This is a genomic window from Methylobacterium sp. P3_A11 (assembly GCF_056403155.1).
The window spans coordinates 39,291-55,043 of sequence record NZ_JBFUGA010000028.1 but is presented as its reverse complement, the minus strand read 5'-3'; the positions used below and the strand labels follow the sequence as shown (position 1 = coordinate 55,043).

Below are 15,753 nucleotides of genomic sequence, written 5' to 3'. Positions count from 1 at the left end.
TCGCGCCGCAGGCGCTTGAGCTCGGCGGCCATGTCCTCCTGCCGATCGGCCGGCGGGTGATCCATCTCCCGCTCACGCCGGCCGTCGATCCAGGTGCGCAGCGTCGAGAGCCCGACGCCGAGATCGGGGGCTACCTCGCGGCGGGACCGCCCGCTCGTCTGCGCCCATCGCACCGCCTCAGCGCGAAACTCAGGGGTAAAGGTCTGCTTCCGGTCTGCCATCGGAAACCCCCTCCTTCAGGAAAAGAGCCCTCCACTTTCTCGAGGCAAGTCCACGGCTGGGCGACGCCTGGGACATTGATACTGGTGCGCTGCGAGCTACCCTCCCGGTGAGCGGAACCGGAGCGGTGCGGAGTGATCATGAGACGGGCGACGGCCAGGTGGCTCGTAGCGGCGCTTGCGGGGGTTGCCAGCCTTCCTGCCGAGGCTCAGGGCGGCCGGGGGAATAGGGTGACTCCCCGTTCGAGGATCCAAGCGCGCCCACCCGCTTTTCCGCAACCGCCAACGACGAGGCTGCGTCCTCCGGACGACGGCATCATCCATTGGAACACGCCGAACAAAGACGGCAACCTGGGCGGTCCTGGGACGGGTGGAAGTGGCGGCGGAGGAGGCTGATCTGCTCGGCCTTCACAATCCGGCGCTCAAGACGCGGCAAGCTGTAGCGGTAGAGGTTGCCTGACGGACACGATGTCAGCCGCGCCGGTGGAGCGTCATCCGAATAGGGGTAGTGTTCCGCAGCACGTCGCGGGTTGATGTCTGGTGCTTAACTATGGCTCGCACCGTCGGCGCCGATAGGACTATGCGGCGTAGGTGCTGGAAGGTCTCCACCATGTTGACTCGCACCGTCATCAGCCTCGCCGCCCCTGTCTTCGTCCTCGCCGCATGGGCCGCTCCGTCCTTGGCCCAACCCGCCGCCAATGGCGGACCGAAGCTCCTGATCCACGGCAACTACTGCGGTCCGGGCAACAATGCCCCCTTGCCGCCGATCGACGCTCTCGATGCAGCTTGTGCTCGTCACGACGCCTGCACGCCCGATGTCGGCCTCCCCTCGAAGGCTTGTAACGTTCGGCTGGAGCAAGAAGCAGCGGCAGTCGCCCGGGATCTGCGTCAACCCGATGATGTTCGCTCCTTGGCGGGCTTCGTAGCCTCGTTCGCTGCGTCCGCCGCTTCCAGCACCGCTCCGTCGGTGCTCCCAGCGAGGCTAGGTCGCTAAGTGACGGGCGGTCAGCTCCCGCCAGCCGGGCCATCGTCCGGCCTCGCTACAGCACAACGTTCCTGAACAACTCGGCGGAAGCTGAGGTGTGGACGTTAGTGTCCGGCCCGGGCTTCTGCACGAGCACCGACACGAAGCCGTTGTTCTCAATGCGTGGGCTACCCACGATACTGGGACCGCCCCTGCCAGGGCAGATCGTCGAGGCGGCGCTGATAGGAGCCGTGGGTCGGATCTGATTGCATTCGGCAAACCGGACAGCACGACGCCTCCGACCGCGGCACGGCCATCACCGTCACTCGCTCGGGCTTGGACACGACCGCGATGACGCGCAACGAGGCCGGAATGAAGGGAAGCAGGCGCTTGGGCATGAGCAGCTCGGGGATGGCATTCATCCCATCGAAATCGCCGCTACGCGCGACGGCTCCCGATAACCCCGTTCCGCCACACGAAATGACGGAGAACCCCAAGTCTCCGCAAATGTGGGCTTTCAAAATTCCCTATCCGGCGGGTTCGGTGGTGATCGGTGATCAGCCGGCGATATAATCAAGGGTCGCCTTCTTGGGTGGCCGGCCGCGGTGCCTTGGAACCGGCGGCGGGGTGAAGTTTACCGGAGCCTATCTCTTCATGACGGTCGGCTCGCCGAGCTAAGCCGACCGGAGCCGACTCGCCCGAGCTTACGTGTAACGCGCCCCGGAGCGGCTCGTCTGGGGCAGCGATGGCCGCATCCGACCTCACTAGCCGACGCGGAGCCGGACGATGCCGTGCTCATAGACCTCTTGGCGGATTGGGGTTCCGACGAGGCGGTGCAGAGCAAAAGCCTGGGTGATCATGTTCGCTTCCAGCGATTGTCTTTGCCAAAGGGAATGGCTGGAATGGGCGCACTGCTGCCGGGCTGGGTTTGGAGCCCCTCAACACTGAAGCCGAGGGGCCGATCGCTCAAATCTCAGTTCCTTCGACCAAGGTCAGCGCATCCTCGACGTCGACCCTAAGGTAACTGACTGTACTCTCGATCTTGGTATGGCCAAGCAGGGTCTGGACGGCGCGCAGATTGCCAGTCCGCTTGTAGATCAATGACGCCTTSGTGCGACGCAGGGAATGGGTYCCGTAGTCCTCGCTTCGCAGCCCGATGCCCCTGACCCATTCATCGACCAGACGCGCATACTGCCGGGTGCTGATGTGCGTGACGCCGTCGAGCCTGCTCGGGAAGGCATAATCATCGAGCGTTCCGCCCCTGGCCTCCAGCCATTCCAGGATGCTGGTGCGAGCGGGTTCGAGCAACTCGAACTGCACCGGCCGGCCGGTCTTGCGCTGGATGACGATGGCCCGGCTACGAACGCGACCACCGCTGACGAGGTCGCCAATCTTGAGCTTGACGATGGCGCCGCCGCGCAGCTTGCTGTCGATGGCGAGATCAAACATCGCGCGGTCGCGCACGCGCCGTTTGCGGTCGAGCCAGAAACGGATGGCCCAGACCTGCTGCGGTTTGAGGGCGCGCTTGGCGCCCAGGTTACGGCCAGCGTTCCAGGCGGGTCGCCCTTTCGTGGCCGGATCGTATGCGGAGTGTCCCATCGCCCTCCTCCTCGTCGGCCCATGCCGACGAGGCGAGAAGACGCTCGAACTGATGCTTCGTATGAAGGCCAGCCTAAGCAGACGGGCGGGTTGCGACCCAAGATCGCCGTTGACGTCCGTACCGGAGCTCCTCGAAAGCGTTCGTTCAATCGAGTACTTCGTCTGGGTCCGTCCGTACCTGTGTTCCGTATCCTGGCTGCATTGAGCTCTCCGACGCGGCACACGAGTATCAGCTCGGTCAGCTCGAATTTGGTGAGGAGGGCTGTCCGAGGCCGAGGCATTTTATGAAAGCGCCGAGGTAAGTTGCGTCCGATGTCACATTCGGCCTCAGCGCGTCGTCATCCTCGTGGACCAATCACGTGGAGAGCTTGCGATGGGGAAAGCAGTTCCGGTGCTGGCCGGCCTTTTCGGCGCTGGACTGGTGGGCAATGGCGCCTTCATGCTCGCCTCACCTGAGGCATGGTACTTCGCAGTGCCAGGCGTGACGACGACAGGCCCATTCAATCAGCATTTCCTACGCGATATCGGGCTGATCTTCGTTCTGATCGGGTCGGGACTTGTGTACGGTGCGCAGAGGCCCAGCTCGCGTGTGCTGCTTTGGAGCATCGGCGCGATCTGGCTCTCAGGGCATGCGTTGTTCCACTTCTGGGAAGTTGCAGTGGGCATTTGCGGGCCGGAAGTGCTGTCCCGCGACTTCCCCGCAGTGACACTTCCTGCGCTCATTGCGATTGCCCTCAGCGTCTGGTCCCTTCGCCATGCCGACCATTGACGATCCGACCCTCGTCTTCGAACAGGAGCGGACGCGGCTCGTCCGGCTCGCCTACCGCATGCTCGGTTCATACGGCGAGGCCGAGGATGTCGTACAGGACGCCTGGCTCCGCTGGCGGCACGTCGACCATACTGGTGTTTCGTCAGCCGGCGCATTCCTGTCGCGAACGGTGACGCGGCTCTGCCTGGACGTCATGAAGTCTGCTCGCGCACGGCGAGAGACATACTTTGGAACTTGGTTGCCCGAGCCCGTTGCCATGGCACCGGACGACGTCTCTGGCGATGACCTGACACTCACGCTGATGCTCGCTTTGGAGCGGCTCTCGCCTCTAGAGCGGGCTGCGTTCCTCCTGCATGACGTCTTCGCGGTCCCACTCGGGGAGATCGCAGCAGCACTTCAGCGTGAACCGCCGGCTATCCGCCAACTCGCAGCGAGAGCGAGAAGGCACGTGCAGTCGGCACGTCCACGCTTCCCCGTCGACAAGGAAGAGGGCGCACGCATCGCGAAAGCTTTCTTCGAGGCATCGGCGACAGGCGACGTCGCGGCGCTCCGCAGCATGCTCGCCGATGCCGTCATCGTGCACTCCGATGGTGGCGGGAAGGTCCACGCATTTCCGCGGCCCATCATCGGCATCGACAAGGTCACGCGTATGTTCGAGGGCGCTGCGCGAAAGTCGTGGATCCAGCATGCGCAGAAGCTGCAGGAACTCTGGATCGATGGGCTGCCGGGCTATCTCAGCCTGGAGCCGGGCGGAACCCTTCAGACCGTTGCGCTGGATATCCAGGGGGGCTTGATCGTCGGCATCTACTTTACCCGCAATCCGGACAAGCTCGAACGGATGGCGAGGCTGTTCGGAGGAGCAGCGGGAGCGCGGATGCCGCACTGAACCTCACCGCCGGGCGATTGCGAGTTCCCTACGGCAAATCGCCGAGAATGCACAGAGCGGGTCGAGGTCGCCGGCGTGGTGGATGCCGGCGAAGGACGAGATGTTCTTGTGTGGGGAGAAGTAAGTCTCGCCAATTTGGCCGAATCGTCGAGGTCATGCTGGAAGGCTTCGCCGAACAAGGTCGAAGCCTCCCGAATGAACTCGCCGTAGAGTGCTTCCCGCCGAGCGCGGTCCTGCACCAGCAGCGTCGCGCGCTCCTGGCTGTGTTGCGTCAGCGATGTGGTCGCAAAGGAAGCCATCGCGCCGATGGCGGAACCCGCGAGTGCGGAGAGCGCCGAGACGTAGGCCGCATCCATCGGCGCCGTTCCTCAGGCCACTCGCTTCGGCTGCGCCGCCAGCCAATCGCTGTAGCGCCGCTTCGACAGCCACGCGTCACCGGTGGGTGTCAGCCAGCGGTCTTCGAGGAGTATCCCAAAGTATGGGGCGGTATCATCCAGGATGACTTCACGCGTTTCACCGATGCCGTCAAAATGGCGCTTCACCAGCTCGACCATCGGGAGCCGCTCAGGCCCAGCGATCTCGATCATGCCGTTTCGAGCTGGTGCGAGCGCGACCTCGGCGACTTTCGCGGCCACGTCGGCCGACGCGATCGGCTGGATCGACGCGGAGGTCACCCGCGAAACGCCGTCGATAATTGTCGCTTCCGCGATCGTGCCAACGAACTCGAAGAACTGCGTGGCGCGCACCACCGTCCAAGGCACGGCCGCCGAGGCGACCAGCTCCTCCTGGGCCAGCTTGGCGCGAAAGTAGCCGCTATCGAGCAGGAGCTCGGTCCCGACCACCGAGAGCGCCACGTGATGCATGACGCCCGCAGCCTGCTCAGCCGCTGTGAGGTTCCGTCCGGCGCGGACGAAGAAGTCCATCGCCGCATCGTCAGCAAAGGAGGGCGAGTTGGCGACGTCGACGACGACGCTGGCACCTTGCAATGCATCCGCGAGCCCCTCGCCCGTGACAGCGTTCACCCCCGTATTGGGCGAGGCCGCGAGCGCCTCGTGACCGGCACTTCTTACGTTGGCGACGACCTGCGAGCCGATCAGCCCAGTACCGCCGATGACGACGATCTTCATGTAACGCTCCATCTCGACTCCGGCCCCCGCGGGACGGTCGTGGTCAAGACGAGGAGCGCCTCTCACAGTGTGACATTGGCGGGAAGAATCGATGCGCCCTCTTTGGGTCGGCGAGGACTCATGTCGTTGCATGAGCCGGACGGAGACGAGCTAGATAGACCAAAGCCATTTTAGTTCGGCCATGCGATCTTACGGAAGCTCATCCTCGGGACAAATCCCGAGGATGAACGATTGCCAAAGAAGCGAACGTGCGCGATCTTCGGTTGCAACGGACGACCGTTTCGACCAGGGCCTCTCAGTAATCCCAGAACGCGGGAACCCACCGAAAGGCGTCGCCATCAATCGCGACCCGACCGACGGACGGGAACGGCAGGTGCGTGGCGATCAATTGCTCGCCGGTCGCCGCCAGTTCTCGCAGAAGCCGGACGCGAACGCGAGCCGCCTCCGCGGGATCGTGTTCGAAGCCGTTGTGCCAGTCGGGATGCTCGAACCCGACCGTGAACACGGCGTCGCCGGCGAATGTCAGCCGGTCGCTGCCGGATGCCATACGGACGACGCTGTGCCCGGGAGTGTGGCCGCCGGTGCGTTGGACAATCACCCCCGGTGCGACCTCGTGCTCCTCGTCGAAGAGCCGCAACTGGCTGCGGTACTGTTGCGTGAACTGCTTGGCAGCTGCCCTGAGCGCGTCAGGAAACCCTTGAGGCATGTCGACGTGGGTGAAGTCAGGCGCTTCCCAGAATTTGACCTCGGCAGCCGCCACATGGATCCGCAGATCCGAGCGAAGCCGCTCCTTTACTCCGTCGACAAGGAGCCCGCCAACATGGTCCATGTGCATGTGGGTGAGCACCACGTCCGTCACAGACACGAGATCGATACCTACGGCCTCCAATCTCCTGATCAGTTGCCCGGCTCGCGGCAGGTTCAGGTTCGGGTCCAGCCCCAACCCGGCGTCGATGAGGATGGTTTGGCCGCCGCTGTAGACGACAACCGCGTTTAGCGACCAGTCGAACGCGTCCGTCGGCAGGAACATGTCGTTCAGCCAAGCCGCTCGTACGGCTTGGTCAACATTGTGTCCCAACATCTTGGTCGGGAGCGGCAGCACGCCATCGCTGACGACCAGTACGTCGATCTCACCGATCCGCACCGCGTAGCGCGAGGGCACCAACTCCTCCCCGCTTACACGAGGAGGGCCAGCATATCCCAGATCGATTCGCTTGGTATCGGCGGGTATTATTGCAGTCATCGTCATCCCTCTCGCGGGACGCGCGTGCATCTGGCTCGTCAGGTTCACTAAACGCGCGTCATGCCACGGAGACGAGATAGGATCGGCCGATGTGACATGAGCGATGAGGAGCTAAAATCATAACCCGTGGATGATCGTTTTTCCCCCACGGTTTCCCGGAGGGGACGTTCCTCGGTCTTGCAATGACCCGAGAACAGCCTGGACGGCGACGTTTGCTCTGATGCATTTCCGCCCGGAAGCGGACAAGCAAAGAACCACCCAGCTGAGACGTTCACTCGGGCGGTCTACGACAGCCGGTGCTGGCCGAAAGCCGTTGGTCCGCTTTGAAATCAGCAAGACATTGAAGCAGACCTAAAGAGTGCCGTGTGGCTCGTCATTGAAGTGCAAACCTCGAAGTGGCAGCGGAGCCCACGTCGCGACATGGCCCTGCAACGAGGAACGTCAGCCCGCGCCGGCGCATCCCGGCCCACAATCAAACATTGAGACGCATGGTCGTTCTCCGTGAACTCGGGCCGGAGCAGCGTCAATGCCGCGATCACAAGCCTTGATGATTTCACTCCAGCAGACAGCCGGCAGGGCTGCCGAACCAGAGTCGAACGATACCAACATGCATTAAGTCCAGAGCCCGCGGCGAAAGCTAAACAGCAACATCCGGCGACGCGCCGCCCCATTTTCGGCCCAACGGCTGCCCATCAGGAAGTGAAACGTGCTGGCTCACTCCTCAGGCCGAACGGTTGAGCAATCATCTCCACTCAGCCCTATTGCCGTTCTTTCCCGTCGGTGGTTTCTCGTTGCCACGTACGATCCCGACGGCAGCCTCGCCGGGCCGTATGCATCTGCCCTGAAGGTGTGTTCGAATGACGCCGACTACGTCGCAACTGGAGCCGAAGCTCCTCCTGAAGAGCCTCCGCGCGTTTCGGAAGGGAGACTTCTCGACCCGGCTGCCGCTGGATCTGACTGGCATCGATGGCGAAATCGCGGAAGCATTCAACGACATCGTCGAGCTGAACCAGGGGCTCGCGCGGGAACTCGACAGGGTCGCGCGTACGGTGGGCAAAGACGGGCGCATCAATGAGCGCGGCAAGCTGCCGGCGGCAACTGGCGGCTGGAACGACTGCGTCGAGTCGGTCAACACGATGATCGGCGACCTCGTGCAACCGACCACCGAGGTCGCGCGGGTCATCGGTGCGGTGGCCAAGGGCGATCTCGGCCAGACCATGCAGCTTGAGATCGAGGGCCGCCCGCTGAGGGGCGAGTTCCTGCGCATCGGCAAAGTGGTCAATACGATGGTCGACCAGCTGAACTCCTTCGCGTCCGAGGTGACGCGCGTGGCACGCGAGGTGGGCTCCGAGGGCAAGCTCGGTGGTCAAGCCCAAGTTAAGGGCGTCGGCGGCACCTGGAAGGATCTCACGGACAACGTGAACCTGATGGCGGCCAACCTCACCGGACAGGTGCGCAATATCGCGGAGGTCACAACCGCTGTCGCCAACGGCGATCTGTCCAAGAAGATCACCGTTGACGTCAAGGGCGAGATCCTGGACCTGAAATCGACCATCAACACGATGGTGGACCAGCTGAACTCCTTCGCCTCGGAGGTGACTCGCGTCGCCAAGGAGGTGGGCTCGGAAGGCAAGCTCGGTGGACAAGCCCAGGTCAAAGGCGTCGGCGGTGTCTGGAAGGATCTAACCGACAACGTGAACATGATGGCCGAGAACCTGACCGGCCAAGTGCGCAACATCGCCGAGGTCACGACCGCGGTCGCGCGCGGCGACTTGTCCAAGAAGATCACCGTCGACGTTAGAGGCGAGATCTTGGCTCTGAAGCTGACTATCAACACAATGGTGGATCAGCTGAACTCCTTCGCTTCAGAGGTGACGCGCGTCGCCCGCGAAGTCGGCACCGAGGGCAAGCTCGGTGGCCAAGCACAGGTTGAGGGGGTCGGCGGAACCTGGAAGGACCTGACCGACAACGTCAATATGATGGCCGCTAACTTGACGGGTCAGGTCCGCAACATTGCCGACGTGACCACCGCGGTGGCCAACGGCGATCTGTCCAAGAAGATCACCGTCGACGTGCGCGGCGAGATCCTGGAGCTGAAGAACACCATCAACACCATGGTGGATCAGCTCAATTCCTTCGCCTCCGAGGTGACGCGCGTCGCCCGTGAAGTCGGCTCAGAAGGTAAACTCGGCGGGCAGGCCCAGGTGCGCGGCGTGGCCGGTACGTGGGCCGATCTCACCGACAACGTGAACCTGATGGCGGCCAATCTGACCGGTCAGGTGCGCAACATCGCCGACGTGACCACGGCGGTAGCCAACGGCGATCTGTCCAAGAAGATCACCGTCGACGTTCGCGGCGAGATCCTGGAGCTGAAGAACACCATCAACACGATGGTCGACCAGCTCAATTCCTTCGCTTCAGAGGTGACGCGCGTCGCGAAAGAGGTCGGCTCGGAAGGCAAGCTCGGCGGGCAGGCCCGCGTCGAGGGTGTAGCGGGAACCTGGGCCGATCTCACCGACAACGTGAACCTGATGGCAGCCAATCTGACCGGTCAGGTGCGCAACATCGCCGATGTGACCACGGCGGTGGCCAACGGCGATCTGTCCAAGAAGATCACCGTCGACGTCAAGGGTGAGATCCTGGAGCTCAAGTCGACCATCAACACGATGGTGGATCAGCTCAATTCCTTCGCCTCCGAGGTGACGCGCGTCGCCCGCGAGGTCGGCACAGAGGGCAAGCTCGGCGGTCAGGCACAGGTCAAGGGTGTCGGCGGCGTCTGGAAGGGCCTGACCGACAACGTGAACATGATGGCCGCTAACCTCACCGGACAGGTGCGCAATATCGCGGAGGTCACAACCGCTGTCGCCAACGGCGATCTGTCCAAGAAGATCACCGTCGCCGTCGAGGGCGAGATCCTGGAGCTCAAGTCGACCATCAACACCATGGTGGATCAGCTCAACTCCTTCGCCTCCGAGGTGGTCCGTGTCGCCCGTGAAGTCGGCATCGAGGGCAAGCTCGGCGGTCAGGCCCAGGTGCGCGGCGTCGGCGGAACCTGGAAGGACCTGACCGACAACGTCAACATGATGGCGGCCAATCTGACCGGTCAGGTGCGCAACATCGCCGATGTGACCACGGCGGTGGCCAACGGCGATCTGTCCAAGAAGATCACCGTCGACGTCAAGGGTGAGATCCTGGAGCTCAAGTCGACCATCAACACGATGGTGGATCAGCTCAACTCCTTCGCCTCCGAGGTGACGCGCGTCGCACGCGAAGTCGGCTCGGAAGGCAAGCTCGGCGGTCAGGCCCAGGTGCGCGGCGTCGGCGGAACCTGGAAGGACCTGACCGACAACGTCAACATGATGGCCGCTAACCTCACCGGACAGGTCCGCGGCATCGCGGATGTCGTCACTGCGGTGGCCCAGGGCGACCTCAAGCGGAAGCTCTCAGTCGACGCCAAGGGTGAGATCGCCGCCCTGGCCGACACCGTCAACGAGATGATCGAGACGCTCGCTACCTTTGCCGATCAGGTCACCAACGTCGCGCGCGAAGTGGGTGTCGAGGGTAAGCTCGGCGGTCAGGCCCGGGTGCCGGGCGCAGCAGGCCTATGGCGCGATCTGACAGACAACGTGAACCAACTCGCGGCGAACCTGACGACCCAGGTGCGCGCCATCGCCGAGGTGGCGACTGCGGTGACGAAGGGCGACCTCGCACGCTCGATTTCGGTTGAGGCCTCCGGCGAGGTCGCCTCGCTGAAGGACAACATCAACGAGATGATCCGCAACCTGCGGGACACGACCCTCAAGAACGCCGAGCAGGACTGGCTGAAGACGAACCTCGCCAAGTTCACGCGCATGCTGCAGGGCGAGCGCGACCTCGCCACCGTCTCCAACCTGATCCTTTCCGAGATCGCGTCGCTCGTGAACGCCCAGCGCGGCGTGTTCTACATGGTGGAGGACGAGGGCGGAGAGCCGGTTCTGGACCTGATGGCGAGCTACGCCTTCACGGAGCGCAAGAACCTGTCGAACCGGTACCGCCTCCGCCAGGGTCTCGTGGGTCAATGCGCCTTCGAGAAGAAGCGCATCCTCCTCACCCACGTGCCCGGTGACTACATCACCATCGGCTCAGCTCTCGGCGAGGCGCCGCCGCTCAACATCATCGTGCTGCCGGTCCTGTTCGAGCAGGAAGTCCGGGCGGTCATCGAGCTGGCGTCGTTCAACCGCTTCAGCGAGACGCATCAATCCTTCCTCGATCAGCTAACGGAGTCGATCGGCATCGTGCTCAACACGATTGCCGCCAACATGCGGACCGAGGGCCTCCTCAAGCAGTCGCAGCTCCTGACTGGCGAATTGCAGAGCCGGCAGGAGGAGCTGAAGAAGACAAACGATCGCCTGGAGCTGCAGGCCGCCTCGCTGCAGCAGTCGGAGGACCTCCTCAAGAGCCAGCGCGAGCGGCTGCAGCAGACAAACGAGGAGCTGGAGGAGAAGGCGCGGCTGCTCGAGATCCAGAAGCGCGAGGTCGAGGGCAAGAACCGCGAGGTCTCCGTCGCCAAGACCGCACTGGAAGAGAAGGCCGAGCAGCTGAGCATGACCTCGCGCTACAAGTCTCAGTTCCTAGCCAATATGAGCCACGAGCTGCGTACGCCGCTCAACAGCCTGCTGATTCTCTCGAAGCTTCTCTCCGAGAACCGGGACGGGAACCTTTCAGACAAGCAGCGGGAGTTCGCCAAGACCATCAACGCTGCCGGGACCGACCTCCTGTCGCTCATCAACGACATCCTCGATCTCTCCAAGATCGAGTCAGGGACGGTGTCGCTTGAGATCGGCGACGTGACGCTGCAGGACCTTGTCGAGAATCTTAACAGGACCTTTCGGCAGCTCGCCGAGGAGCGCCACCTTGGCTTCATAATCGATGTCGAACCTGGCTTGCCGCGCGCGGTGCGCACAGATTCGAAGCGCCTGCAGCAGGTGCTCCGGAACCTCCTCTCCAACGCCTTCAAGTTCACCGAGAAGGGGAGCGTTTCGCTAAAGATCAGCTCGGCCGAGGGGTCGCCACTGCGCGCTGGGAGCCAGTGGATGGCCCTATCGGTCACCGATACCGGCATCGGCATCGCTGAGGATAAGCAGCGCATCATCTTCGAGGCGTTCCAGCAGGCCGACGGGACAACGAGCCGCAAGTACGGCGGCACGGGCCTGGGCCTCGCGATCAGCCGCGAGATCGCCCGCCTACTGGGCGGCGAAATCGTGGTTGAGAGCCAGATCGGTTCGGGTAGTACCTTCACCCTGTTCCTGCCGTTCGAGCCGCCGGTCCAGACCGTCACGGGTCGCACCTCGGATGCTTCGGATGGGAATGGCATTGCGGCGCTTATCGGCCGCCAGCCCAATGCCGCGATGGCGCTCTCGGCCTCAGCCGATGACCGTCATGCCATTCACCCGGGCGATCATATCGTGCTCATCGTGGAGGACGATGCGATGTTCGCCTCGGTGCTGCTGGAGCTTGCGCGCGAGCGCGGGTTCAAGGGCTTGATCGCGCAGGATGGCGCCGGCGCGCTGAGCCTCGCCCACCGCTTCAAGCCGCACGCCATCACCCTCGATATCGGTCTGCCCGACATGGACGGCTGGGCCTTGCTCGACCTCCTGAAGAACGATCCCCGCACCCGGCACATCCCGATCCACGTCATCTCGGTCAATGACGAGAAGAAGCGCGGCCTGCGCGCGGGCGCGTTCGGCTTCCTGGAGAAGCCCGTGGAGCGCGAAGGCCTGATGCGGGCGCTCGAGCGCTCGAAGGAATTCATCGCACGGCCCGTGCGCAACCTCCTGCTCGTCGAGGATGACGAGAACCAGCGCGCCAGCATCACGGCGCTCTTGAGCGAAGAGGGCGTCAAGATCTTCGGGGTCGGCACCGCCGCGGCCGCGCTAGAGGCCCTCACAGGTGGCCGTTTCGACTGTGCGATCATCGATCTCGGTCTGCCCGATATCGGTGGTTCCGAGCTGATCGAGCGGATCCGCGCCTCGCAGGAGGGCGAAGAGCTGCCGATCATCGTCTACACGGGCCGGGAGCTGACGACCGCAGAGGAGCAGCAGCTCAGGCAGACCGCCTCGACGATCATCCTCAAGGACACGCGCTCATCCGAGCGGCTTCTCGATGAGGCCGCCCTATTCCTGCATCGGACCATCGCTAGCGTTCCGGTCGAGGAGCAGATCCTCGTCGAACGGAAGGACGCGGCGTCTCTCCAGGGATGCCGGGTCATTCTAGTCGACGACGACCTGCGCAACATCTTCTCGCTCACGAGCGCCCTTGAGCAGTATGGGCTGGAGGTTCTGTTCGCGGAGAACGGGCAGGACGGCATCGCGCTGCTCAAGGCTAACCCGAACATCGATGCAATGCTGATCGACATCATGATGCCTGGGATGGACGGCTACGAGACGATGCGCACGATCCGGGCTCAGTCCACCTTCCGAAGCCTGCCGCTCATCGCGGTGACCGCGAAGGCCATGAAGGGCGACCGCGAGAAGTGCCTTGAGGCGGGCGCGACCGATTACGTCTCAAAGCYGATCGACATGGACCAGCTCCTCGCCGTGCTGCGGGTGCAATTGGCAAGGCGTGGTGAGGTCGTAAACAGCCCCGCACTGGTTCGCGGAGCCGCACAGGATTTTGAACGGCAAACACAATGACGGACCGACTGGATTTCCTTCCGGCTGGTACGGTTGCTCCCGCCGAACAGCTGGCCGCGCTCGCTGACCCGGACGCGATCCGAGCGAAGATCCTGATCGTCGATGACGATCAGCGTAATCTGCTCGCCGCCTCGGAGATTCTCGCTGATCCGGCGATTGACCTCGTCCTGGCAAACTCACCGGAGGAAGCCTTGCGCTGGGCGCTCCGGGAGAACTTCGCCGTGATCCTGCTCGACGTGCAGATGCCGCGTATGGATGGCTACGAGGTGGCCGCGCTCATCCGCGGCCGCTCGCGCACGTCCCGTGTCCCGATCCTTTTTCTCACGGCGCATAACAAAGACGACATTCACATCTTCCGCGGTTATTCCGCTGGAGCGGTGGACTATGTGTTCAAGCCCATCCAGCCGCTCGTCTTGAAATCGAAGGTCGACGTCTTCGTCGAGCTTTACCGCAAGACCGAGGAAATCAAGCGCAAGGCGGCGGCTGAGAAGCAGCTACTCCTAGAAAACCTGCGCGTGCGCGGCGAGAAGCTTGAAGCCGAGCAGGCGCTGCGTAGGCAGGCGGAGCATCAGGCTGCAGTGCTGCGTGGCCTTCCGATCGCGCTTTACACCTCACCGCTCGGATCGGAAGACCGGCGGCTCCACTTCACGAACGACAGCATCGAGCGCATCACCGGCTTCTCGCGTGAGGCCTTTGCCGATTCCAGCCTTTGGCAGTCGCGCCTCGAAGCGGAAGACAGGGACCGCGTTTTGGAAGATCTGCGCACCGTCTCGGCGGTCGGCGCAGTGGCTCTGGAATATCGTTGGCGCAACGCGGACGGCACGGAGCGGCACATCCTCGATCAGATTGCGGTCAACTGCGACGAGAGCGGCACGGCGGTCGAACTCTTCGGGATGTGGTTCGACGTGACAGAGCGCAAGGAGCTTGAGCTCAGCTTGCAGCACGCCTCGAAGCTTGAGGCAGTCGGCCGTCTGACCGGCGGTATCGCACATGACTTCAACAACATGTTGAGCATCGTGATCGGCAATCTCGACCTAATGAAGGGCTCGCTCCAGGGGAATGAGAAGGCGCTCCGCCGCGTCGAGAGTGCCATTGAGGGGGCGCATCGCTGCGCAGAACTCACCAGCCGTCTTCTGGCCTTCTCTCGGCGCTCTCCTCTCCAGCCGAGAGCGCTGGACTTCACAAGCTTTATCCCTGGCCTAATCAAGCTCCTCGAGCGCACGCTCGGCGAGCAGATCACGATCTCCGCGAACGTGGAAAAGGGACTACCGGAAGTCTGTGTCGATCACGCTCAATTCGAGGCCGCGCTCATCAATCTCGCTGTGAATGCGCGGGACGCGATGCCGGACGGAGGTACGTTGGACATCTGCATCCAGCGTCGCGACGCCCCTGCGCCGGGCTGCGTTGAAGGCTCGTGCTCCGTAGAGATCGCGGTCGCCGACTCGGGCACCGGGATGCCGCCCGCTATCCTCGCCCGCGTATTCGAACCCTTCTTCACAACGAAGGAAGCTGGCAAGGGCACCGGTCTCGGTCTCAGCATGGTCTACGGCTTCGTGCAGCAGAGCGGCGGTACCATTGCCGTCGACAGCAGCCCTGACCAGGGCACCCGATTTGTTATCACGTTGCCTGCGCTTTTTAGGCGGAGGCCTACGCCGCAGGACATCGATCCGGGGACGACTTCAGCAGCGCCGAATCCGGTGGATGGCGCCGGTAAGGCCGTGCTCGTCGTCGAGGATGACGCTGATGTTCGATCCACCGTTGTCTCAACCCTTGAGGCGCTCGCGTTCAGGGTAATCAGTGCGCAGGACGGGAGCGAGGCTTTAGACCTCCTGCAGACGGAGGCTAACATCGCTCTCGTCTTCAGTGACGTGAACATGCCTGGTGCGACGAACGGCATCGACCTTGGACACACCATCCGTCAGCGATGGCCGCAAATGCCGATCCTGCTTACCTCCGGCTATCTCCGAGAGGATCAGGACGCCAATGGCTTCGCGTTGCTGCAGAAGCCGTACCGCGCGAGCGATTTGGTTGAAATATTAAGAGGTTTGCTCAGCGACTCTCGCGAGGAAACGACACTTGAATGACCGCTTGACAGCTATCGAGTGTGGACGGAGCGCCGCTTAGATCGCGATGTCCGCTTCGGAGGAGCGCATCATGTCGGCTGAACGGCCGATATGTGCGCGAAGCCGACAGTCCGCACTTGCGCGCGATGGCGCTCTGGTGTGACGTAGTCTGGCCGAAAGCCGCGGGTCCGCTTCGGAGAAGCACGGGCGGAA

General features: G+C 63.1%; 10 protein-coding genes. 5 read left to right on the top strand and 5 right to left on the bottom strand.

Annotated features, from left to right (window positions below; all coding sequences use genetic code 11):
• The coding region (locus AC1DXK_RS11605) for a transposase (protein ID WP_477297818.1) at nt 1-221 on the bottom strand (221 nt) is incomplete at its 3' end.
• A gap of 607 nt (nt 222-828) precedes the next feature.
• On the opposite strand from AC1DXK_RS11605, the gene AC1DXK_RS11600 reads away from it, so the two are divergent.
• The gene (locus tag AC1DXK_RS11600) at nt 829-1,212 is read left to right on the top strand and encodes a hypothetical protein (protein WP_457105330.1); all 384 of its coding nucleotides are present in this window, start codon (nt 829-831) and stop codon (nt 1,210-1,212) included.
• A gap of 158 nt (nt 1,213-1,370) precedes the next feature.
• Here AC1DXK_RS11600 and AC1DXK_RS11595 read toward each other — a convergent pair whose 3' ends face one another.
• On the bottom strand, nt 1,371-1,604 hold the full coding sequence (locus AC1DXK_RS11595) for a hypothetical protein (RefSeq protein ID WP_457105331.1): 234 nt from the start codon (nt 1,602-1,604) through the stop codon (nt 1,371-1,373).
• Between the two features lie 544 nt (nt 1,605-2,148).
• Nucleotides 2,149-2,781: a tyrosine-type recombinase/integrase gene (locus AC1DXK_RS11590; RefSeq protein WP_457105332.1), complete on the bottom strand. Its 633-nt coding sequence runs from the start codon at nt 2,779-2,781 to the stop codon at nt 2,149-2,151.
• Nucleotides 2,782-3,154: 373 nt separating this feature from the next.
• On the opposite strand from AC1DXK_RS11590, the gene AC1DXK_RS11585 reads away from it, so the two are divergent.
• Together AC1DXK_RS11585 and AC1DXK_RS11580 are read left to right on the top strand one after the other, a co-directional pair.
• On the top strand, nt 3,155-3,550 hold the full coding sequence (locus AC1DXK_RS11585; protein WP_457105333.1) for a hypothetical protein: 396 nt from the start codon (nt 3,155-3,157) through the stop codon (nt 3,548-3,550).
• Nucleotides 3,537-4,436, top strand: coding sequence for a sigma-70 family RNA polymerase sigma factor (locus tag AC1DXK_RS11580; protein WP_457105334.1), 900 nt, complete (start codon nt 3,537-3,539; stop codon nt 4,434-4,436). Before AC1DXK_RS11585 ends, AC1DXK_RS11580 begins: the two co-directional genes overlap by 14 nt.
• Nucleotides 4,437-4,804: 368 nt before the next feature.
• Here AC1DXK_RS11580 and AC1DXK_RS11575 read toward each other — a convergent pair whose 3' ends face one another.
• Both AC1DXK_RS11575 and AC1DXK_RS11570 read right to left on the bottom strand, forming a co-directional pair.
• Nucleotides 4,805-5,563: an SDR family oxidoreductase gene (locus AC1DXK_RS11575; protein WP_457105335.1), complete on the bottom strand. Its 759-nt coding sequence runs from the start codon at nt 5,561-5,563 to the stop codon at nt 4,805-4,807.
• A 295-nt stretch (nt 5,564-5,858) separates the two neighbouring features.
• Nucleotides 5,859-6,806, bottom strand: coding sequence for an MBL fold metallo-hydrolase (locus AC1DXK_RS11570; protein ID WP_457105405.1), 948 nt, complete (start codon nt 6,804-6,806; stop codon nt 5,859-5,861).
• Between the two features lie 857 nt (nt 6,807-7,663).
• On the opposite strand from AC1DXK_RS11570, the gene AC1DXK_RS11565 reads away from it, so the two are divergent.
• Both AC1DXK_RS11565 and AC1DXK_RS11560 read left to right on the top strand, forming a co-directional pair.
• Nucleotides 7,664-13,477 carry a HAMP domain-containing protein gene (locus tag AC1DXK_RS11565; protein ID WP_477297815.1) on the top strand — a complete coding sequence of 1,938 codons (5,814 nt, stop codon included), beginning with the start codon at nt 7,664-7,666 and terminating at the stop codon, nt 13,475-13,477.
• Entirely contained in the window at nt 13,474-15,561 is a 2,088-nt protein-coding gene (locus AC1DXK_RS11560; protein WP_457105337.1) for a response regulator, read from the top strand. Before AC1DXK_RS11565 ends, AC1DXK_RS11560 begins: the two co-directional genes overlap by 4 nt.
• Nucleotides 15,562-15,753: the final 192 nt, after the last annotated feature.

Excerpts from the sequence above, each read along its gene's own strand:
- AC1DXK_RS11600 (WP_457105330.1), top strand. The coding sequence starts at position 829 with ATGTTGACTCGCACCGTCATCAGCCTCGCCGCCCCTGTCTTCGTCCTC.
- AC1DXK_RS11585 (WP_457105333.1), top strand. The coding sequence starts at position 3,155 with ATGGGGAAAGCAGTTCCGGTGCTGGCCGGCCTTTTCGGCGCTGGACTG.
- AC1DXK_RS11570 (WP_457105405.1), bottom strand. The coding sequence starts at position 6,806 with ATGACTGCAATAATACCCGCCGATACCAAGCGAATCGATCTGGGATAT.
- AC1DXK_RS11595 (WP_457105331.1), bottom strand. The coding sequence starts at position 1,604 with ATGAATGCCATCCCCGAGCTGCTCATGCCCAAGCGCCTGCTTCCCTTC.
- AC1DXK_RS11580 (WP_457105334.1), top strand. The coding sequence starts at position 3,537 with ATGCCGACCATTGACGATCCGACCCTCGTCTTCGAACAGGAGCGGACG.
- AC1DXK_RS11560 (WP_457105337.1), top strand. The coding sequence starts at position 13,474 with ATGACGGACCGACTGGATTTCCTTCCGGCTGGTACGGTTGCTCCCGCC.
- AC1DXK_RS11575 (WP_457105335.1), bottom strand. The coding sequence starts at position 5,563 with ATGAAGATCGTCGTCATCGGCGGTACTGGGCTGATCGGCTCGCAGGTC.